The following is a 19,015-nucleotide window of genomic DNA, read 5'->3' on the forward strand; positions in this document are numbered from 1 at the left end:
GTAAATTGCGAACATGACCGATACCGGCGGCGACATGGTGGCCCTGCGGGTCTCCGACGCCGACCGCAACGGCACGATGCGACGACTGCACAACGCCGTCGCACTCGGGCTGATCGATATCGACGAGTTCGAGCAGCGCTCGTCGCAGGTGTCCTACGCACGCACCCGAATCGAGCTGGACGGACTGGTCGGCGACCTGCCGGGACCGGGCGCCATCGTCACCTCCGCGGCCGACCGGGTGGAACTGCGCGGTTGGGCGGGCTCGCTGAAGCGCCACGGCGAATGGATGGTGCCCACCCGCCTGGCCCTGGTCCGCCGCCTGGGCTCGGTGGAACTCGACCTCACCAAGGCCCGGTTCGCGGGCCCGGTGGTCGTCATCGAACTCGACATGAAATTCGGCTCGGTGGAGGTTCGATTGCCCGACGGGGCCAGCGCGTCGATCGACGACGTCGAGGTCTACGTGGGCAGCGCCAGCGACCGGCGCAAAGACCCACCAGGTGAGGGCAGGCCACACGTGGTGCTGACCGGTCGGGTGGTGTGCGGCTCGGTGAACATCCGGGGACCGCGCCGCGCGCTGCTGCGCCGCCAGCGGCCCTAATCCCTTCGCTGGACCACGGTTAAGCTGGTCGCATGCCTGCTCGCACCGCGCTTTCCCCCGGAGAGTTGTCCCCGACCCTGCCGGTGCCCGGCGGTATCCCGCGCCCCGAATACGTCGGCAAGCCCACGGCCCACGAGGGCAGCGAACCGTGGGTGCAGACACCCGAGGTGATCGAGAAGATGCGCGTCGCCGGCCAGATCGCGGCCGCCGCGCTGGTGGAGGCGGGTAAGGCCGTCGCACCCGGGGTGACCACCGACGAACTGGACCGCATCGCCCACGAGTACATGGTCGACCACGGCGCCTACCCCTCCACGCTGGGTTACAAGGGCTACCCGAAGTCGTGCTGCACGTCGCTCAACGAGGTCATCTGCCACGGCATCCCGGACTCGACGGTGATCGAGGACGGCGACATCGTCAACATCGACGTCACCGCCTACATCGACGGCGTGCACGGCGACACCAACGCGACCTTCCTGGCCGGCGACGTCTCCGAGGAACACCGGCTGCTGGTGGAGCGCACCCGGGAGGCGACGATGCGCGCCATCAACGCCGTCAAGCCCGGACGTGCCCTCTCGGTCGTCGGCCGGGTCATCGAGTCGTACGCAAATCGGTTCGGTTACAACGTCGTTCGTGACTTCACCGGGCACGGCATCGGTACCACGTTCCACAACGGCCTGGTCGTCCTGCACTACGACCAGCCGTCGGTGTCCACCGTCATGCAGCCGGGGATGACGTTCACCATCGAACCGATGATCAACCTCGGCGGGCTGGACTACGAGATCTGGGACGACGGCTGGACCGTGGTCACCCGCGACCGCAAGTGGACCGCGCAGTTCGAGCACACCCTGCTGGTCACCGACACCGGCGTCGAAATCCTCACCCTGCCATGACGTTTCCCGGATGACCGGAGCGCTGCTGGTCGCGGGCACCAGCTCCGACGCCGGGAAATCGGTGGTGGTGGCGGGCCTGTGCCGATTGTTGGCCCGCCGCGGGGTCCGGGTCGCCCCGTTCAAGGCGCAGAACATGTCCAACAACTCTGTGGTGACCGTCGAAGGCGGTGAGATCGGCCGCGCCCAGGCGATGCAGGCGCGCGCGGCGGGCCTGGAACCCAGCGTGCGGTTCAACCCGATCCTGCTCAAGCCCGGCAGCGACCGCACCTCGCAACTGGTGATCAAGGGTCAGGTCGCCGACTCGGTCAGCGCCGAAAGCTATGTGCGGCATCGTGATCGGCTGGCCTCCATCGTACTCGACGAATTGACCTGCCTGCGTGACGAATTCGATGTGGTGATCTGCGAGGGGGCCGGTTCACCGGCCGAGATCAACCTGCGCGCCACCGATCTGGCCAACATGGGGCTGGCCCGGGCCGCGGAGTTGCCGGTGCTGCTGGTCGGGGACATCGACCGCGGTGGCCTGCTGGCGCATCTGTTCGGGACGGTCGCGGTGCTCGAACCCGACGACCAGGCCCTGATCGCCGGCTTCATCGTCAACAAATTCCGCGGCGACCCTGCGCTGCTCGAGCCCGGGTTGCGCCAGCTGCACGACATGACGGGCCGCCCGACCTATGGCGTGCTGCCGTACTCCGACGAGCTGTGGCTGGACGCCGAGGACTCGCTGTCGGTGGTTGCGCACCGCGTCGTCGGCACGCCCGCACCCCCGCGCGGCGGCCAGTGGCTGCGGGTGGCCGCCATCCGGCTGCCCCGGATCTCCAACTCCACCGACGTCGAGGCGCTGGCCTGCGAGCCGGGTGTGCTGGTGCGCTGGGTCACCGACCCCGACGACGTCACCGACACCGACCTGATCGTCATCCCCGGCAGCAAAGCCACTGTCTGCGACCTGGCTTGGCTGCGCGAGCGTGGCCTGGCCGACGCGATCATCGCGCATGCCGGCGCAGGCAAGCCGGTGCTGGGAATCTGCGGGGGATTTCAAATGCTGTGCAGTCGCCTAGACGATCCGGTGGAATCCGGGGCCGCGGGCGTGGCCGGCCTGGGCCTGCTCGACGCCGACATCACCTTTGCTCCCGACAAGACCTTGCGCCGCTGGCAGCGGCCCCTTACCGGCTACGAGATCCATCATGGGCGGGTCACCCGCTGTGACGAGCGGGGCTGGTTCGCGGCCGAGGCGGACCAGCGTCCGCAGGGTGTGGTGCGCGGCGCGGTCTTCGGAACCCATTGGCACGGCCTGCTCGACAACGACGATTTCCGGCGCGGGTGGCTGCGCCGGGTCGCCGACGCGGCCGGACGCGGCGGCTTCGTGGTCGGCGACGTCAACGTGGCCGCGCGCCGAGATGCCCAGCTCGATCTCGCCGCCGACCTGCTGGCGTCCCATCTGGACATCGACGGCATTCTCAGCCTGCTTGATGGTCCGCCGCCACGACGACCGCATCTCGCAAGTCGCCTGGGGCCGTAGGACATTCGCGCCGAATGTGGTGTGAACGCCGCCGTTGACGACCCGGTCAAAAAATCGGATCGGCGTAAAAGTTGCTGAAGAAGCGTCGCGCCCGCATGCCGTTTGGTTGTAGCGTGCTTGGGTGTCCTCGATGATGACCACCCTGGACGGATTCCCCGTGCCGGTGGTCGTGGGCGGTCCGGAGACAGGCGTCGTCGTCGTCATATTGGGTGACGAGGACCGCGTCCCGGCGGCCTACGACGCCGTCTGCGAGCGGCTGCACACCGCATCGCTTCGGACGGTGGTGGTCGGCTTCGATCCGCGCCTGACCCCCAAGTCGGTGATCGGCATCCTCGACGCGCTGGGCATCGGGTGGGCCGTGGTGATGGGCGACCGCGCCGGCGGCGAACTCGCCTGGGAACTGACGGCGACCCGGCTGGGCCGGTTCGTCGGGCTGGTGGTGATCGACCGCGGCCATCCGCGGGCCAGCAATTACGAGGGAGCCATCACCGACGGACACTGCCCGCCGGTCGAGATCGGCACCACCGTGTTGGTCAGCTCGCCGGGCGCCCGGGCGGTGGCCCAGGCCAGCCAGCGCTACGTCTACGCCGATTACCGGGTGGTGCACCTGGGGCGGCGCACCGTGCAGGAGTCGACGGCCCAGCTGGCCGCCGAGATCATTTTGCGCACCAGCAGCTGGTAGCGCCTGGTTGACTGACGGTCATGGCCAGTGAAGAAAGTGCCGTGACCGATCCGAACGCCGCCATGTTGTCGTTGGCCGCACTCGAACGACTCGTGGGCGCCGGCGAGGTGGACACCGTCATCGTGGCGTTCGCCGACATGCAGGGCCGGCTGGTCGGGAAGCGGATCGACGCGCGGCTGTTCGTCGACGACGTGGCCGCCCACGGCGCCGAGTGCTGCGGCTACCTGCTCGCCGTCGACGTCGACATGAACACCGTGGGCGGGTACGCGATGTCGAGCTGGGACACCGGTTACGGCGACACGGTGGCCAGGCCGGACCTGTCCACCCTGCGGCGCATTCCCTGGCTGACCGGTACGGCCCTGGTGATCGCGGACGTGGACTGGGCCGACGGCAGCCCGGTCACCGTGTCGCCGCGGGCGATCCTGCGCCGCCAGCTGGACCGGCTCGCCGACCGGGGCCTGGCCGCCGACGTCGCCACCGAGCTGGAATTCATCGTGTTCGACGAGCCCTACCGTCAGGCCTGGGCCAACGGGTACCGCGGGCTGACCCCGGCCAGCGACTACAACATCGACTACGCGATCTCGGCGTCGTCGCGCATGGAGCCGCTGCTGCGCGACATCCGCCTGGGCATGATCGGCGCCGGCCTGCGATTCGAGGCCGTCAAGGGTGAATGCAACAGGGGGCAGCAGGAAATCGGTTTCCGGTATGCCGACGCGCTGGTCACCTGCGACAACCACGTCATCTACAAGAACGGCGCCAAGGAGATCGCGGACCAGCACGGCAAGAGCCTGACGTTCATGGCCAAATACGATGAGCGAGAAGGGAACAGCTGTCACGTCCACCTCTCGCTGCGTGATCCGCAGGGCGGCGCGGTGTTCGCCGACCCCAGCCGCCCGCACGGCATGTCGTCGACGTTCTGCGGTTTCCTGGCCGGCCTGCTGGCCAGCCTGCGCGAGCTCACGCTGTTTTATGCGCCGAACATCAACTCCTACAAGCGATTCGCCGACGGTAGTTTCGCGCCCACCGCGCTGGCGTGGGGTTTGGACAATCGCACCTGCGCGCTGCGGGTGGTCGGCCATGGGCCCAACACCCGGGTCGAGTGCCGCGTTCCCGGCGGCGACGTCAACCCGTATCTGGCGGTGGCGGCGATCGTCGCCGGCGGGCTGTACGGTATCGAACGGGGCCTCGAGCTACCGGAGCCCTGCGCGGGAAACGCCTACCAAGCTCCGGGCGTCGAGCGGCTGCCCGTCACGCTCGCCGAGGCGGCCTCGGTGTTCGAGCGCTCGACGCTCGCGCGGGACGCGTTCGGCGACGACGTTGTCGCCCACTACCTGAACAACGCCCGGGTGGAGCTGGCGGCCTTCAACGCGGCGGTCACCGACTGGGAGAGGACGCGTGGGTTTGAACGCCTCTAGGTCCAGTGGCCAGCCGCCCCGCCCGGTGATCGGCCTGACGACATATCTGGAGCAGGTGCAGACCGGCATCTGGGACATCCGCGCCGGGTACCTGCCCGCCGACTACTTCGAAGGCGTCCTTCTGGCCGGCGGGATCGCGGTGTTGCTGCCGCCGCAGCCGGTGGACGCCGGAATCGTCGACTCGGTCCTGGACGGCCTGCACGCGCTGGTGATCACCGGGGGATACGACCTGGACCCCGCCAGCTACGGCCAGCAACCGCACCCGACCACCGACGCGCCCCGCACCGACCGCGACGCCTGGGAATTCGCGCTGTTGCAGGGCGCGCTGCGGCGGGGCCTGCCGGTGCTGGGCATCTGCCGCGGCGCACAGGTGCTCAACGTCGCGCTGGGCGGCACGCTGCACCAGCACCTGCCCGACGTCCTGGGGCATAGCGGGCATCGGGCGGGCAACGGGGTGTTCACCAGGCTGCCGGTGCGCACGGTGGCGGGCACCCGGCTGGCCGCGCTGGTCGGGGAGTCCGCCGATGCGCCGAGCTATCACCACCAGGCCGTCGACCGGGTGGGGGACGGCCTGGTGGTCAGCGCGCGGGACGCGGATGGCGTCGTCGAGGGGCTGGAGCTGCCCGGCGACAGGTTCGTGCTTGCGGTGCAATGGCATCCGGAACAGTCGCTTCAAGACTTGCGGTTGTTCGCCGCGATCGTCGACGCCGCGCGGTCCTACGCGGGGCGCGCGAGTTGAGCACCGCGCGGCTGATCAATCCGGCGACCGAGGAGGTGCTGCGTTCGATCGAGCAGGCCGATGCCGCCGCGGTCGATGACGCGGTGGATCGGGCGCGGGCGGCCCAGCGGCGGTGGGCGCGGTTGTCCCCGGCCGAGCGGGCCGCCGGCCTGCGGGACTTCGCCGCCGCCGTCGACGCCCATCTCGGCGAGCTGGCCGCACTCGAGGTCGCTAACTCCGGGCATCCCATCGCGTCGGCCGAATGGGAGGCCGGTCACGTCCGCGACGTGTTGAACTTCTACGCGGCCAGCCCGGAACGCTTGTCCGGCAAGCAAATTCCTGTAGCCGGTGGCCTGGACGTCACGTTCAACGAGCCGATGGGCGTGGTCGGCGTGATCACGCCGTGGAACTTCCCGATGCCCATCGCGTCGTGGGGCTTCGCGCCGGCCCTGGCCGCGGGCAACGCCGTGCTGATCAAGCCCGCCGAGGCGACGCCGCTGACCACCATCCGGCTCGGTGAGCTCGCGGTGCAATCCGGACTCGACGCGGACCTGCTGCAGGTGCTGCCGGGTCGGGGTGTGGTGGTCGGGGAGCGATTCGTCACCCACCCGGGCATCCGCAAAATCGTGTTCACCGGGTCCACCGACGTCGGCAAGCAGGTGATGTCCCGTGTGGCCGCTCAGGTGAAGCGGGTGACCCTGGAACTGGGCGGCAAGAGCGCCAACATCGTGTTCGCCGACTGCGACCTCGAGCGCGCCGCCGCGACCGCTCCGGCCGGGGTGTTCGACAACGCGGGGCAGGACTGCTGCGCCCGCAGCCGAATCCTGGTGCAGCGCAGCGTGTATGAGCGGTTCATGGAGCTGCTCGAGCCCGCCGTCACCAACGTCGTGGTGGGCGACCCGGCGTCCCGGGACACCGAGATGGGTCCGCTGGTGTCGGCCGCGCACCGCGACAAGGTGGCGTCGTATGTGCCTGACGACGCCCCCGTCGCATTCCGCGGCACCGCGCCGGCCGGACGCGGATTCTGGTTCCCGCCAACGGTTCTGACTCCACAGCGCACCGACCGCAGCGTCACCGACGAGATCTTCGGTCCGGTGGTCACGGTGCTGGCCTTCGACGACGAACACGACGCCATCACCCTGGCCAACGACACCAGCTACGGGCTGTCGGGATCGATCTGGACCGACGACCTGTCCCGTGCGCTGCGCGTGTCCCGGGCGATCGAATCCGGGAATCTATCGGTGAATTCGCACTCGTCGGTGCGGTACAGCACGCCGTTCGGCGGGTTCAAGCAGTCGGGGCTGGGCCGTGAGCTGGGTCCGGATGCGCCGTTGCACTTCACCGAGACCAAGAACGTGTTCATCGCGATCAGAGAGGACTAGGCGGTGGCGGTCGATCTCACCCAACGATTGGCGGGCCGCGTGGCCGTCGTCACCGGCGCCGGCGGCGGCATCGGACTGGCCGCGGCGCGGCGGATGCATGCCGAGGGCGCCACCGTCGTGATCGGCGACATCGACGCCGACGCGGGCGGCGCCGCAGCCGATGAACTGTCCGGCTTGTTCGTGCCCACCGACGTGTCCGACGAAAACGCGGTCGACGCGCTCTTCGATAGCGCGGTGCGGGCCCACGGGCGCATCGACATCGCGTTCAACAACGCCGGCATCTCGCCGCCCGACGACGACCTGATCGAGAACACCGAACTGCCGGCGTGGCAACGCGTCCAGGACGTCAACCTCAAGTCGGTATACCTGTGCTGCCGGGCCGCGTTGCGGCACATGGTTCCCGCGCAGAAAGGCTCGATCATCAACACCGCGTCGTTCGTCGCCGTCCTGGGGTCGGCGACCTCGCAGATCTCCTACACCGCCTCCAAGGGCGGCGTGCTGGCCATGTCGCGCGAGCTGGGTGTGCAGTTCGCCCGGCAGGGCATCCGGGTGAACGCGCTGTGCCCCGGACCGGTCAACACTCCACTGCTGCAAGAGCTTTTCGCCAAGGACCCCGAGCGGGCCGCGCGCCGGCTGGTGCACGTCCCGGTGGGCCGCTTCGCCAACCCCGACGAAATCGCCTCGGCGGTAGCATTTTTGGCCAGCGATGACGCATCGTTCATCACCGCTTCGACGTTCATGGTCGACGGCGGCATCAGCGCGGCCTACGTCACGCCGCTTTAGCCGCCGTACTTATCGGCCGCATGTGACCCGGGATGCTCGCTGATCGCGACCAGGTGGATGGGCTCGCCGGCCCGCTCCTCGAGCAGCCGCACCATCATGGGGGCGGCGGCCGCCCAGGCGCGCGGCACCGACAGCGCGCCGACCGGCGTCCCGCGGCCCAGGCCCGCGTTCACGCCGCTGGTGACAGCAGGCTTGGGGAACAGCGATTGCAGGGCCGCCGTCTTGTTCATGGAATTGAGGTGGCCGATCGCGAAATCCGACGGCGCGGTCACCGAATTCAGTTTCGACAGCGACGGGGTTACCGCGGCGAGCGACGCTTCGAGTGTGGTCAGCGGCGACGACGACAGCCGGGTGAGGGTGTCGGGTATCACCGACATCAGTTCGCAGCCGGCGGCTATGACATCCGGCGCCGACTGCAGGGCCCAATTGCGTTTCGTCGCAGCGGGATTGCTGGGCGGAGCGGGAAAGGACGCCATCACCACGGCGCCGGCCGCGGCCGCGGCGTAGGCACGCATGGCGTCTGCGTTACGCGCCCACATCGAGTCGTACTCGGCGTCGGCGTTCGCGATCGCCGCGCTCCGCTGGCCCAGGCAATTCGTCGACACCAACGACATTCGTCGCGTCCGATTGCCGGTGATCTCCGGTGGCGGCACCGTCGCCGTGAAGGCCGTCTGATGGGCGCCGGCCGCCGCCGTGAGCTGGGTGGCCGCGTGCTCGCTGCGGGCCGCGACGTCGTCGAGCCAGTCCACGTAGCGTGCTGCGGCTTGGGCGAGCGCCGCGCGCTCGCCGTCCGCCGCCAGCTGTGCGGTCACCACCCGGTAGTCGGCCGCGGCGCTGAAGAGCCGCGCGGCCAACGCTTCCCACGCCGCGGCGGCGCGCGTCATCGATCCCGCGCCGGGACCCGAGTACATCAGCCCGGAGCTGATCTCCGGAGGTAGCGCCGCGAAATTCATTACAACCTCCGCCTGCTTGTGGCGGTACCAGTGGTGCCCGAAAACATGAGGTCTTCTTTCACGAGATAGACACGGGGGTTACAAGCCGCGGGCCGCTCACGTGTCGCGCACACACCGTGCGTCGCCGGCCCGGTTGCAACGGTCAGCGGCGGGCGACGCAGATTCGAGTCAGGATATCTCGGTCGGACGCGATGACCGCGGGCGCGCGGGGTTGGGGGCCGCCGGGCGCAAACCCTATCGGGGCCAACGACAATGGCGCCGGCGTCAGCACCGATTGCGGTGACAAGCGGTTCCACGTCAGGGGCCGTTCCTTGGTCATCCACGCGCTGCGGAACGGCTTCTTGTTGGTCTTGTTCGCCGGTGCCGTAGACCGCGCAGCGGCCAGGGCGGCCCGGCCGAGGGCGACCGGACGGTCATGCGTCAGCCCGCCGTGCGTGTCGACGGTTGCCGCTGACCATGTCGCCGGCTCCGGCGGCGCCGCCGCGGCGAAGTTAGGCCGCAGCCACGAACCCGTGACCAGGGCGATGAACACCCCCAGCGCGGCGGTAACCGCGATGGCCGGCTGCCATCGCCGAGTTACGCCAACGCCCCGGAAAACCACAGTGCACCGAATGTACCGCGCGAAAATCGGTGAATGGTTCCAGCGAGCTGTGAACTCGATCCGAGTCCGATGTGTGTTTGCGCAGGTGGTTCGGCTGTCGCCGCCCTGTTCAGCGATCGGACCCCTGGGGATCGATGAGCTCGTTGAAGTCGGCGACGCTGTGAATTCCGTCGACGTAGCCGAATGAGCCGTGTTCGAGCACTTCGCGTGCGGCGCGGACGACGGCGGTAAGACCGGTGCGGCAAAAGGATGTGCCGATCGACACCCTGCGCACTCCGAACTCCTTGAGCTGCACGAGCGTGAAACGGGCCGGGCCGAACCCGGCGACGTAGTTGAACGGCCGGGTGACGCTGCCACACACCCGGCGCAGCGCCGCCTCGTCGGGCAGGCCGGGTGCGTACAACACATCGGCGCCGGCCGCTTCGAACGCCTGCAGCCGGGACACCGTGTCATCGAGGTCGGGACGGCCGCGGATGAAGTTCTCCGAGCGCGCGGTCAGCATGAAGGGATGCGGCAGCGCCCGCGCGGCCTCGACGGCGGCGTGGATGCGCTCGATCGCCAGCTCGCGGGGGAAGATCGGCGCGTCGGCGTCGTATGTGGCGTCCTCGATCGAGGCCCCGGCCAGGCCGGCCTCGCCCGCCAGCCGCACGGTTTCGGCCACCGTCTCGGGGGCGTCGCCGAACCCGTTCTCCAGATCCGCGGTCACCGGAAGCGGGGTTGCCTCGACGATGGCGCGCGCGTGTTCCAGGGCTTCGTCCCTGCTGACCGCGCCGTCACCGTCGCGCCGGCCCAGCGAAAACGCCAGGCCGGCGCTGGTGGTCGCCAGTGCGCGAAACCCGAGGTTGGCGAACAACCGGGCGGTGCCGATGTCCCAGGGATTGGGGAGCACCAGAATCTCGTCACCGGCGTGCAGGCGGCGGAATTCGTCGCCACGACGGGTCCGTTCGATGTCATCCATGGCCGGTCCGATCTGGGGGCGTCTGCATGCAGGTGTAGCACCGGCCACCGACAAGCGCTACGGCCGGTAGGCGAAGAGCGGAATCGCCATCTCCGCCGCGGTGGCTCCGCCGTGAAAGCCGATCAGGCGAGCCGTTTCCGGGGGTTCGTGTGCGCTGGCCAGCACGGCGGTGTCGCCGGAACAGACGACCACCACGTCGCCCAGCCGCTCGATGTGTGGCGCGGCGACCGGCCCGAACATGCCGGTGGCCACCGCCTGCTCGCGGCTGTATACGGCGGCCCGTCCGTCCAGCAGCTCGCCCCACACGGCCTGCACGTCGGCGGCGGCGCCCGGCTCGGTGTGCAGGTACCGCACCCGCGGCTCGCCGGCCACCACCCGGATCCCCGCGGCCAGCCGGGGGTCGGTGTCGAGGTCGATGCGCGCCTCGGCCGGGACGTTGATGCCGCCATGGTCGGCGGTCACCAGCACCGCCGCATTCGGGGGCAGCGCGTCGAGCAGGCACGACAGCAGCGTGTCGATGTTGGTGGCCGCGGCATGCCACTGCTCGGAGCCGATGCCGAAGACGTGGGCGGCGGTGTCGAGCTCCGCGGTGTAGCCGTAGACCAGCCCCGGCGCCGCGCGCAGCTCATCGGCAACCAGCCGCGCGTAGTCATCGGTGGGGTTGGCCGGGTGCAATTCGGCGCCGCGGTACGCGGCCTCGGTCAGCCCGCTGCCGATGAACGCGGCCGGCAGCACGGCGCGCGCGCTCACGCCCGCATTCTTGAGCCGCTCGAACCAGGTCGGCACCGGCTGCCAGATAGCGGGGGGCGGGTCGTCACGCCACCGGACGTGGTGGACCACCCGATCGCTGCCGGGCACCTTGAGCGTGAACCCCAGGATTCCGTGTTCGCCCGGGAGCGCACCGGTGCCCAGTGACACCAGGCTGGTCGGCGTGGTCGACGGGAACGTGCAGTCCAACCGGGTAAGCCGCCCGGTACGGCCGGCCAGCACGGACGCGAGCAGCGGCGCGCTGCCGGCCAGTTGCGGAAGCAGGTGCCAGCCCAGCCCGTCGACCAGCACCACGAGCACCCGGTCGATCCCTTCGGCGCCGGCCCAGTCCGCCACCCCCAGGTCATCCAATTTGTTCAAGGCATCCGGGACACCGAGCAACGCGGCCGCGGCGGGCAGCACGTCGCACAGAGAACCGGGCACCGGGCCAGTCTGGCGGTGAAGTCAGACGCGCGCCAGTCGGTGGCCGGTCACCAGCAGCTGCCGATTCGTGCTGTCGGTCAGCGCACGGAGCTGCGCCGGCGACAGCCGGCCGCATAACCGGCCCCAGTGCATCGCCACCACATCACCGGCGGCCACGTCGGGCACGGCGCTGTACCCGTCGGCCCACACCTCGAGCACGCGCGCCGACGGTTCGGACAGCGCCAGCGCCCGACCATCCCAGGCCAGTCCTCGGCACAACACCTCGACGCGGTCGCCGTCGCGGGAAAGCACTGTCCCGGAAGTGATTCGGCAGTTGTCCAGCACACTCAGCGGCTGCTCGTCGGTACCCCGGCCCAAAAACCGCGTCCACGGATACACCCCGAACACGTGAAAGCAGTGGTTGCCGGCGGCCTCGCACGCCAGATCCTCTGTCAGGTGCGACCAGTAGTGGCCTGCCTGCGGGCCGATGATCGCGAGCAGCGCGTCGAAGAATTCCTGCGGGTCCAGACCGGCGGCGACGCCGCCGCCGAGCCAATACGATTCGACCAGACGGTAATCCAGCGGGTCGGCGATGCCGGTCAGTTTCGACAGCACCCGCAGATACGGCCACGCGCCGGAGAACTTGGTCGCCGCCCTGCGCACGTCGGCGACCGACCCGTCGCGCAAGGTAGCTCCCAACGGCGGACCGCAATAGCCGAGCGCGTTGGGCGCATAGGCGTAGCGGGCGAACATCTCTGCGCCCCTGTCAGAGGTCAAGTGCGCCCCACCAGCTTGGCGGCGTCGCGGTGCATGCGTCCGAAGTTGTAGTAGGCCGCACAGGCGCCCTCCGGGGACACCATGCAGGTTCCGATCGGCGTCTCCGGTGTGCAGGCGGTGCCGAAAACCTTGCATTCCCAAGGCTTGAGCACACCCTTGAGCACCTCACCGCACTGGCAGGCCTTCGGGTCGGCGACGCGCACGCCGGGCATCGCGAATCGCAGCTCGGCGTCGAACTCGGCGAAATCGTCGTGCAGCCGCAGGGCGCTCTGCGAGATGAAGCCCAGCCCGCGCCATTCGAAGTGCGGACGCAGCGCGAACACCTTGCCCATCAGCGCCAGCGCCGCCGGGTTGCCGTGCTCGGGTACCACGCGCTTGTACTGGTTCTCCACTTCGCAGCGGTCCTCGCGGATCTGGCGCAGCAGCATCGCGACCGAGGCCAGGATGTCCAGTGGCTCGAAGCCAGCCACCACCAACGGCTTTCGATACACCTCCGGGACGAACCGGTAGGGGCGGTTGCCCACCACGGTGGACACGTGGCCGGGGCCGATGAAACCCGACAGCCGCAGGTCCGGTGACTCCAGGATGGCCCTGATCGGCGGCACGATGGTGACGTGGTTGCAGAAGACACTGAAGTTGGGCAGGCCCAATTCGCGCGCCCGCACCAGCGTCACCGCGGTCGAGGGCGCGGTGGTCTCGAAACCGATGGCGAAGAACACCACTTGCTTGCCGGGGTTGTCGACCGCGATCTTCAGCGCGTCCAGCGGCGAGTAAACGAACCGCACGTCGGCTCCGCGGGCCTTGGCGTCCAGCAGGCTGCCGTGCGAGCCCGGCACCCGCATCATGTCTCCGAAGCAGGTGAAGATCACGTCGGGTTGGCCGGCCAGCCACATCGCGTCATCGATGCGGCCCATCGGGATCACGCAGACCGGGCAGCCCGGGCCGTGCACCAGTTCGACGTTGTCGGGAAGCAGGTGCTCGATGCCGTGCCGGTAGATGGTGTGCGTGTGCCCGCCGCACACCTCCATGAACTTGAACTCCTCACCGCCGGCCCCGGCCAGGTGCTCGATGGCCGTCAGCAGCTTGCGCGCCGCGGCCGGGTCGCGGAATTCGTCAACGAATTTCATTGCCGCTCCTTGGGTCAGACGATGGCCGACGAATCGAAGGCTTGCATTTCGACGGCGTAGGTGTCGCCGAGTTTCTTGATGGCGGCCAGGGTCAGCAGCGCCTCGGTTTCGTCGATTTTGGCCATCGCGAACCCGACGTGCACCAGCACCCAGTCGTCCGGTGCGGGCATGTCGTTCTCCAACAGCCGGACGCTGATCGCCCGCTGCACGCCACTGACGTCAACCTTGGCCAAGCAGTTGGCGGGATCGGTGATCTCCACGATCCGGCCCGGAATTCCTAGGCACATGTCGGTGTATCTCCTCATCTATCAGCAGATCCGGGGTAGCGGGTCGCCGACCAGCATGTCGACGATCCGGGTCCCGCCGAATCCGGTGCGCAGCACCACGCTTTCCGCGGGTTCGGTGACGATTTCCCCGACCTCGGCCGCCTGCGCGCCCAACGGGTGCGACCGTAATGCGGCCAGCCCGGCCTCGACCTCCTCCGGTGCGACGACGGCGACGAACTTGCCCTCGTTGGCGACATAGAGCGGGTCGATGCCGAGCAGTTCGCAGGCGCCAGTCACCATGGGCGCCACCGGGAGTCGGTCCTCTTCGAGCAGCACCCCGAGGCCGCAGGCCTGGGCCAACTCGTTGCACACCGTGCCGACCCCGCCGCGCGTCGCGTCACGCATCCATCGGGTGGACGGGGCGGCCGCCATCAGCAACTCCACCAAGGGGCTGACCGAAGCGGTGTCGGAGGCGATGTCGGCCTCGATGGCCAGATCGCCCCTGGCGAGCATCACCGCCATGCCGTGTTCGCCCATCGACCCGGACAGCAGCACCTTGTCTCCGGCGCGGACCGACTGCGCCGACAGCGCGCGGCCCGCGGGGATCACGCCGGTTCCGGCGGTGGTGATGAACAGACCGTCGGCCGCGCCCTTGGGGACCACCTTGGTATCGCCGGTGACGACCTGCACGCCGGCGGCCTCGGCCGCGGCGGCCATGTCGGCGACGATCTCTTTCAATTCGGCGATTCCGAAGCCCTCTTCGAGCACGAACGCCGCCGAGATCCAGGACGGCACGGCGCCGGCCACCGCCAGGTCGTTGCAGGTGCCGTGGATGGCCAGCTCTCCGATGGACCCGCCGGGAAACCGGCGGGGCTGCACCACAAAGGAATCCGTCGACATCGCCACCCGCTCGCCGCTGGGTAGGGTCAAGACGGCGCCGTCGCCCAGCGACTCGAGCAGCGGGTTGCGAAACGCCTCCACGAAGACCGCGTCCACCAGCGCCGCCGACGCCTTGCCGCCCGCCCCGTGCGCCAGGGTCACATGATCGTCGAGCAGCCGGGGGCGACGACGGCGGAACGACTCGATCCGTTCGATCACGTCGCCTTCGCCGAACCGCGGCCCCGACGACAGATAGTCGCCCGCCGACTTGTTCATCATGCCGCACCCCAATCCTGAGCAGTGCCAAGGCAGTCGTGGACGGCCAGCCACAACTGGTAGCCGACCAGCGCCTGCGATTCCTGAATCCGGTGCACGCTCTGCGAACGAACGACTATGCAGGCGTCCACGTTTGGGTTGTTCACGAATGCGCCGCCGTCATAGCCGGCGAAACCGATGGTGTACAGGCCGCGCTTGTGCGCCTCGGCCAGCGCCGCCAGCAGGTTGGGCGAATTGCCGCTGGTCGACATCGCGATCGCGATGTCGCCGTCGCGCGCGCGGGCGATCAGCTGCCGGGCGAACACCAGCTCGAACCCGACGTCGTTGCCCAGTGCGGTCAGGATCGCCTGGTCGGCGGTCAACGACCACGCCGGCAGGGGATTACCGAGCGGTGGCCGCGCGAACAGTCCGGCCAGCGTGGTGCAATCGGTGCAGCTGCCGCCGTTGCCGAAGGTGAACATCCTTCCGCCGGCGGCGAATCGGCGTGCCAGCTCGGCGCTGGCGGCCGCCAGCCGCTCGGCGTTGGCTTCCAGCGTGGAGCGTCGCAGTGCGAGGCTCTCGGACGCCTTGGCCTGCGCGGAGGCGGCGAGGTCGGCGAGCAACGCGGAGGGGTCGTCCTCTTCGGCATCGATGAACGGGTACAAGAAGTTGGTGGGCTCGTCGGTGGGACTCATGAAACTCCCTCCTCATCCACGCGGCTGATCGCGGTGCCGGCGTGCACCAGTACCAACTCACCGGGAGCGACCGGGTCGACGAGCGCGGTGAGCACGTCCTCTACGCCGCGGGCGGTGCGCACCCTGGCCTGTCCGTCGACCGAGGCGCTCACCACTTCGCCGAGCCGGCCCTCGTCGCTGCACGTGACGCAGACCTCGTCGTCGGGTTTGGGTTTGAGCAACCCGGAGTGTTCGAAACACACATGGGTCAGCTCCCACAGCAGGTGGTAGAACAGCACGAAGCCACCGGTGGCGGGCACGCGCGGGTCGGGATCGTCCAGCCACAGCACGTGATCGGCCATGGCGGCCGCGGGCGCCTCGCCGCTGCCGATCCAGATCGTGGTGGCGCCCCAGGCCGGGGAGCGGCGCATCACCGAACGCACGTCCGCGTTGTCCGCACCGGAGATCGCGACCACGATGTCACCGGGGCGCACCGACACCCGCACCAGATCCACCAGATCGGGTCCGGTCAACGCCACGGCCGGCAGGGCCCGCTTGCCCATGATCACCGGATGGACGAATTCGACCGCGATGTGCAGCGCATGCGGTTCCCACGACGGCGCGATCGACCACATGGTGGCGCCCGCGGCGAATCGCTTGGCCAGCGTCAGAGCGGTGGCGGCGAGGTCTTCGGCCAGTTCGGCGCTCAGCCCGCGATCGATGGCGGTGGTGATCATCGCGTCAACCCCTCCTCCCGCGCGGTCAGCACCGAGACCGCGGCCTGTCCCAGGGCCAGCCCGCCGTCGTTCGGCGGCACGATGCGATGCGTGATCACCTCAAACCCGTTCTGCCGCAGCTGCATGCGGCAGGCTTCCAGCAACAGGACGTTCTGGAACACGCCGCCGGTAAGGCCCACCAGCGCGGTGCCGCCCGCCACCTGGGCGACGACCTCGGCGACGGCGATGGCGATGGCCTGGTGAAACGCCGCGGCCAGCACCGCCGGCGGTGTCCCGGCGTACAGCGCCGCGACCATGGTCTGCACCATCGGGGCCGGATCGATCACCCCGTCGGGACCCACCGTCAGGGGCAACGACGGCCGCGTGCAGGTCTCGCCGGCCGACTGCGCCAGCGCCTCGAGTTCGATCGCGGCTTGCCCTTCGTAGTCGATGCGGTGCCGCACCACGAGTAGGGAGGCGACGGCGTCGAACAGGCGGCCCACGCTCGAACAGGGCACGCAGCCCGCCCCGGTCTCCAATTGCGAGCGGGTGAGCCGCAATTCGTCGGCGGTCGCGGCCGCCACCGGCGCCAGGTCGGGGGTCCAGTCGATGTCGGCCGCCCACAGCTGGGACAGCGCCATCCGCCACGGATTGCGCACCGCCGCGTCCCCACCGGGCAGCGGCACCGCCGCCAGGTGGCCGGCCCGGATGAAACGATGGCTTCGGGTGTCGAGGGTGAGAATCTCACCGCCCCAGATGGTTTCGTCGCAGCCGTAACCGGTGCCGTCGAAGGAGACCCCGACGATGGGTTCGCCGAGGCGCCCGTGTTCGGCCAGCAGCGACACCACATGGGCGTGATGGTGCTGGACCAGATCCAGCGGACGCTCGTCCACATGACGCTCCGCCCAGCTCCGCGTGTGATAGCCGGGATGCAGGTCGGCGGCCAAGCGCGCCGGCCGGCCGCGGATTTCGCTGAGCTGGCTCACCGCCCGCTCGAACGCCTGCAGCGTCTCCCAGGTGGCCATGTCGCCGATGTGTCCGGACAGGTAGGCGCGGCGGCCATCGGTGAGGCAGAAGGTGTTCTTCAATTCGCCGCCCACGGCCAGCACGGCGGGACCGTCGAGCTGCAAGTCGATCGGCAGTGGCGCGTAGCCGCGGGACCGGCGGATCGGCAGCTCGTGGGCGCCCTCCTCGTCGTGGACGACGCGCACCACCGAGTCGTCGCACGGTACGTGAATCGGCCGGTCGTGATCGAGCACCGCATCGCACAGCGCCGGAAGTCGTTGTGCGGCATCGCCGTCGGTGTAGCAGATGGGCTCATCGGAGCGGTTGGCACTGGTCAGCACCAGCGCGTCGGGCGCCGGTCCGGAGCTGCCGGGTACCGGCGCCAGCAGCAGGTGATGAATCGGGGAGTACGGCAGCATCAGCCCCAGCAGCGGGCTGCCGGGAGCGACGGCCTCGGCGACCGGGGCGCCGGCGCGCCGGCGCAGCAAGACGATCGGGCGGGCCGGACTGCACAGCACCGCGGCCTCGGTGGCGTCCAGGTGGGCGTAGCGGCGCGCCACGGCGAGGTCACGCACCAGCATGGCAAAGGGCTTGGCGCCGCGCGCTTTCCGGGCCCGTAAGGCTCCGACCGCCGCCTCGTCGTCGACGGCGCAGGCCAGGTGGTAGCCGCCGACTCCCTTGATGGCCACCACCGCGCCGGATGCGAGCATGTCCTGGGTGGCGGTCAGCGCCGCGTCCGATCCGCTCACCCGTCCGGCCGGCGATGCGAACCACAGACTCGGCCCGCAGTTCGGGCAGGCGATCGGCTGCGCGTGGAACCGGCGATCCGCCGGATCATGGTATTCGGTGGCACACCGCGCACACATGGCGAACCCCGACATCGTGGTGGCCGGCCGGTCGTAGGGCAGTTTTGTGATGATGGTGAACCGCGGCCCGCAGTTGGTGCACGTCACGAACGGGTGCCGGTAACGCCGGTCGAGCGGATCGAACAATTCCGCGACGCAGTCGTCGCACACCGCGATGTCGGGCGGGATGGGGGTGGTCGTGCCGACGGCCAATCGGCTTGGCACGATGAGGAATTCGGGCGGGCACGCGGGATCGGCGGCGACGTCGGCAAACCGCACCTCGGCGATCCGGGCCAGGGGCGGCGCCTCGGCGCACAGCCGGCGCCCGAATTCCGCCACCGGTGCGGGCCGGCCCTGCACCTCGAGGAAGACCGCACCCGAGTCGTTACCGACGAATCCGGCCAGGCCCAGCTCGGTTGCGATCCGATGCACGAACGGCCGGAAGCCGACCCCCTGCACCACGCCGGTCACCACGATGCGCTGCCGCACTTGGGTGTCATTCGGGCCGGGCCGCAACAGGAGGGGGGTCTCGGTCATGTCAGCCGCCCTCCGGGTGGGGTGTCAGGTCGGTGCGGCCGCGTCCCATCAACTCCAGGCCGGCCATGGCCCGTTCGGCACCGGCCTGATCCGTCTTCTCGACGACGAAGCCCATGTGGATGATCACCCAGTCGCCGGGCGCGAACGTCTCGTCGGGCAACATGCCGACGTTGACCCTGCGCTGTTCGCCGGTGACGTCGACCAGTGCGAGCTGCCCCTCGAAACCGTCCAGCATTGCGATGACCTGTCCCGGTATGCCCAAACACAT

Annotated in this window: 20 protein-coding genes; 8 read left to right on the plus strand and 12 right to left on the minus strand. The window is 69.5% G+C overall.

The genetic code is table 11. The annotated features are described in order from the left end of the window. Positions 1–13 precede the first annotated feature (13 nt). From ACZYVJ_RS22415 to ACZYVJ_RS22450, 8 genes are all read left to right on the plus strand, one after another. A complete protein-coding gene (locus ACZYVJ_RS22415; protein ID WP_463833368.1) occupies positions 14–598 on the plus strand; it encodes a DUF1707 SHOCT-like domain-containing protein in 585 nt (194 codons plus the stop codon). Between the two features lie 32 nt (positions 599–630). Then, a complete protein-coding gene (gene map, locus ACZYVJ_RS22420; protein WP_463833369.1) occupies positions 631–1,488 on the plus strand; it encodes a type I methionyl aminopeptidase in 858 nt (285 codons plus the stop codon). Positions 1,489–1,498: 10 nt separating this feature from the next. Next, the gene (locus ACZYVJ_RS22425; RefSeq protein WP_463833370.1) at positions 1,499–3,004 is read left to right on the plus strand and encodes a cobyric acid synthase; all 1,506 of its coding nucleotides are present in this window, start codon (positions 1,499–1,501) and stop codon (positions 3,002–3,004) included. A 130-nt stretch (positions 3,005–3,134) separates the two neighbouring features. Beyond that, complete coding sequence (locus ACZYVJ_RS22430; protein ID WP_463833829.1) at positions 3,135–3,686, plus strand: alpha/beta hydrolase; 552 nt, start codon at positions 3,135–3,137, stop codon at positions 3,684–3,686. 20 nt (positions 3,687–3,706) lie between these two features. Beyond that, on the plus strand, positions 3,707–5,101 hold the full coding sequence (locus ACZYVJ_RS22435) for a glutamine synthetase family protein (RefSeq protein ID WP_463833371.1): 1,395 nt from the start codon (positions 3,707–3,709) through the stop codon (positions 5,099–5,101). Then, positions 5,082–5,840 (plus strand): gamma-glutamyl-gamma-aminobutyrate hydrolase family protein, encoded by a 759-nt coding sequence (locus ACZYVJ_RS22440; protein ID WP_463833372.1) that lies wholly within the window; start codon positions 5,082–5,084, stop codon positions 5,838–5,840. Before ACZYVJ_RS22435 ends, ACZYVJ_RS22440 begins: the two co-directional genes overlap by 20 nt. Next, entirely contained in the window at positions 5,837–7,201 is a 1,365-nt protein-coding gene (locus ACZYVJ_RS22445) for an aldehyde dehydrogenase family protein (protein ID WP_463833373.1), read from the plus strand. Before ACZYVJ_RS22440 ends, ACZYVJ_RS22445 begins: the two co-directional genes overlap by 4 nt. Before the next feature lie 3 nt (positions 7,202–7,204). After that, complete coding sequence (locus ACZYVJ_RS22450) at positions 7,205–7,984, plus strand: 3-oxoacyl-ACP reductase (protein ID WP_463833374.1); 780 nt, start codon at positions 7,205–7,207, stop codon at positions 7,982–7,984. Here ACZYVJ_RS22450 and ACZYVJ_RS22455 read toward each other — a convergent pair. The 12 genes from ACZYVJ_RS22455 to ACZYVJ_RS22510 form a co-directional block, all read right to left on the minus strand. Beyond that, positions 7,981–8,937 (minus strand): PPE family protein, encoded by a 957-nt coding sequence (locus ACZYVJ_RS22455; protein ID WP_463833375.1) that lies wholly within the window; start codon positions 8,935–8,937, stop codon positions 7,981–7,983. The two genes, ACZYVJ_RS22450 and ACZYVJ_RS22455, sit on opposite strands and share 4 nt — an antisense overlap. A gap of 142 nt (positions 8,938–9,079) precedes the next feature. Then, positions 9,080–9,538, minus strand: coding sequence for a hypothetical protein (locus ACZYVJ_RS22460; RefSeq protein WP_463833376.1), 459 nt, complete (start codon positions 9,536–9,538; stop codon positions 9,080–9,082). Positions 9,539–9,647: 109 nt separating this feature from the next. Then, positions 9,648–10,496, minus strand: a complete 849-nt coding sequence (locus ACZYVJ_RS22465; protein WP_463833377.1) for an isocitrate lyase/PEP mutase family protein — start codon at positions 10,494–10,496, stop codon at positions 9,648–9,650. Positions 10,497–10,553: 57 nt separating this feature from the next. Continuing rightward, complete coding sequence (locus tag ACZYVJ_RS22470) at positions 10,554–11,687, minus strand: alkaline phosphatase family protein (RefSeq protein WP_463833378.1); 1,134 nt, start codon at positions 11,685–11,687, stop codon at positions 10,554–10,556. A gap of 21 nt (positions 11,688–11,708) precedes the next feature. Further along, the gene (locus ACZYVJ_RS22475) at positions 11,709–12,443 is read right to left on the minus strand and encodes a DUF6390 family protein (protein ID WP_463833379.1); all 735 of its coding nucleotides are present in this window, start codon (positions 12,441–12,443) and stop codon (positions 11,709–11,711) included. Then, on the minus strand, positions 12,440–13,570 hold the full coding sequence (gene hypD / locus ACZYVJ_RS22480; RefSeq protein WP_463833380.1) for a hydrogenase formation protein HypD: 1,131 nt from the start codon (positions 13,568–13,570) through the stop codon (positions 12,440–12,442). The genes ACZYVJ_RS22475 and hypD overlap by 4 nt, the downstream gene beginning before the upstream one ends. Before the next feature lie 14 nt (positions 13,571–13,584). Then, a complete protein-coding gene (locus ACZYVJ_RS22485) occupies positions 13,585–13,857 on the minus strand; it encodes a HypC/HybG/HupF family hydrogenase formation chaperone (protein ID WP_463833830.1) in 273 nt (90 codons plus the stop codon). Positions 13,858–13,878: 21 nt separating this feature from the next. After that, positions 13,879–14,991, minus strand: coding sequence for a hydrogenase expression/formation protein HypE (hypE, locus tag ACZYVJ_RS22490; RefSeq protein ID WP_463833831.1), 1,113 nt, complete (start codon positions 14,989–14,991; stop codon positions 13,879–13,881). Further along, positions 14,991–15,665 carry a D-sedoheptulose-7-phosphate isomerase gene (locus tag ACZYVJ_RS22495; RefSeq protein ID WP_463833381.1) on the minus strand — a complete coding sequence of 225 codons (675 nt, stop codon included), beginning with the start codon at positions 15,663–15,665 and terminating at the stop codon, positions 14,991–14,993. Before ACZYVJ_RS22495 ends, hypE begins: the two co-directional genes overlap by 1 nt. Beyond that, positions 15,662–16,381, minus strand: coding sequence for a HypC/HybG/HupF family hydrogenase formation chaperone (locus ACZYVJ_RS22500; RefSeq protein WP_463833382.1), 720 nt, complete (start codon positions 16,379–16,381; stop codon positions 15,662–15,664). The genes ACZYVJ_RS22495 and ACZYVJ_RS22500 overlap by 4 nt, the downstream gene beginning before the upstream one ends. Continuing rightward, positions 16,378–18,747 carry a carbamoyltransferase HypF gene (hypF, locus tag ACZYVJ_RS22505; protein WP_463833383.1) on the minus strand — a complete coding sequence of 790 codons (2,370 nt, stop codon included), beginning with the start codon at positions 18,745–18,747 and terminating at the stop codon, positions 16,378–16,380. The genes ACZYVJ_RS22500 and hypF overlap by 4 nt, the downstream gene beginning before the upstream one ends. A 1-nt stretch (position 18,748) precedes the next feature. Next, positions 18,749–19,015, minus strand: coding sequence for a HypC/HybG/HupF family hydrogenase formation chaperone (locus ACZYVJ_RS22510; protein WP_463833384.1), 267 nt, complete (start codon positions 19,013–19,015; stop codon positions 18,749–18,751).

It is taken from the genome of Mycobacterium sp. IDUB_3 (assembly GCF_055419585.1).

What these genes read in the sequence shown, in the direction of transcription:
- hypF (WP_463833383.1), bottom strand. Translation starts at nt 18,747, where the DNA reads ATGACCGAGACCCCCCTCCTGTTGCGGCCCGGCCCGAATGACACCCAA.
- ACZYVJ_RS22415 (WP_463833368.1), top strand. Translation starts at nt 14, where the DNA reads ATGACCGATACCGGCGGCGACATGGTGGCCCTGCGGGTCTCCGACGCC.
- ACZYVJ_RS22430 (WP_463833829.1), top strand. Translation starts at nt 3,135, where the DNA reads ATGATGACCACCCTGGACGGATTCCCCGTGCCGGTGGTCGTGGGCGGT.
- ACZYVJ_RS22425 (WP_463833370.1), top strand. Translation starts at nt 1,499, where the DNA reads ATGACCGGAGCGCTGCTGGTCGCGGGCACCAGCTCCGACGCCGGGAAA.
- hypE (WP_463833831.1), bottom strand. Translation starts at nt 14,991, where the DNA reads ATGAACAAGTCGGCGGGCGACTATCTGTCGTCGGGGCCGCGGTTCGGC.
- map (WP_463833369.1), top strand. Translation starts at nt 631, where the DNA reads ATGCCTGCTCGCACCGCGCTTTCCCCCGGAGAGTTGTCCCCGACCCTG.
- ACZYVJ_RS22500 (WP_463833382.1), bottom strand. Translation starts at nt 16,381, where the DNA reads ATGATCACCACCGCCATCGATCGCGGGCTGAGCGCCGAACTGGCCGAA.
- ACZYVJ_RS22485 (WP_463833830.1), bottom strand. Translation starts at nt 13,857, where the DNA reads ATGTGCCTAGGAATTCCGGGCCGGATCGTGGAGATCACCGATCCCGCC.
- ACZYVJ_RS22510 (WP_463833384.1), bottom strand. Translation starts at nt 19,015, where the DNA reads ATGTGTTTGGGCATACCGGGACAGGTCATCGCAATGCTGGACGGTTTC.
- ACZYVJ_RS22495 (WP_463833381.1), bottom strand. Translation starts at nt 15,665, where the DNA reads ATGAGTCCCACCGACGAGCCCACCAACTTCTTGTACCCGTTCATCGAT.
- ACZYVJ_RS22465 (WP_463833377.1), bottom strand. Translation starts at nt 10,496, where the DNA reads ATGGATGACATCGAACGGACCCGTCGTGGCGACGAATTCCGCCGCCTG.
- ACZYVJ_RS22455 (WP_463833375.1), bottom strand. Translation starts at nt 8,937, where the DNA reads ATGAATTTCGCGGCGCTACCTCCGGAGATCAGCTCCGGGCTGATGTAC.
- hypD (WP_463833380.1), bottom strand. Translation starts at nt 13,570, where the DNA reads ATGAAATTCGTTGACGAATTCCGCGACCCGGCCGCGGCGCGCAAGCTG.
- ACZYVJ_RS22435 (WP_463833371.1), top strand. Translation starts at nt 3,707, where the DNA reads ATGGCCAGTGAAGAAAGTGCCGTGACCGATCCGAACGCCGCCATGTTG.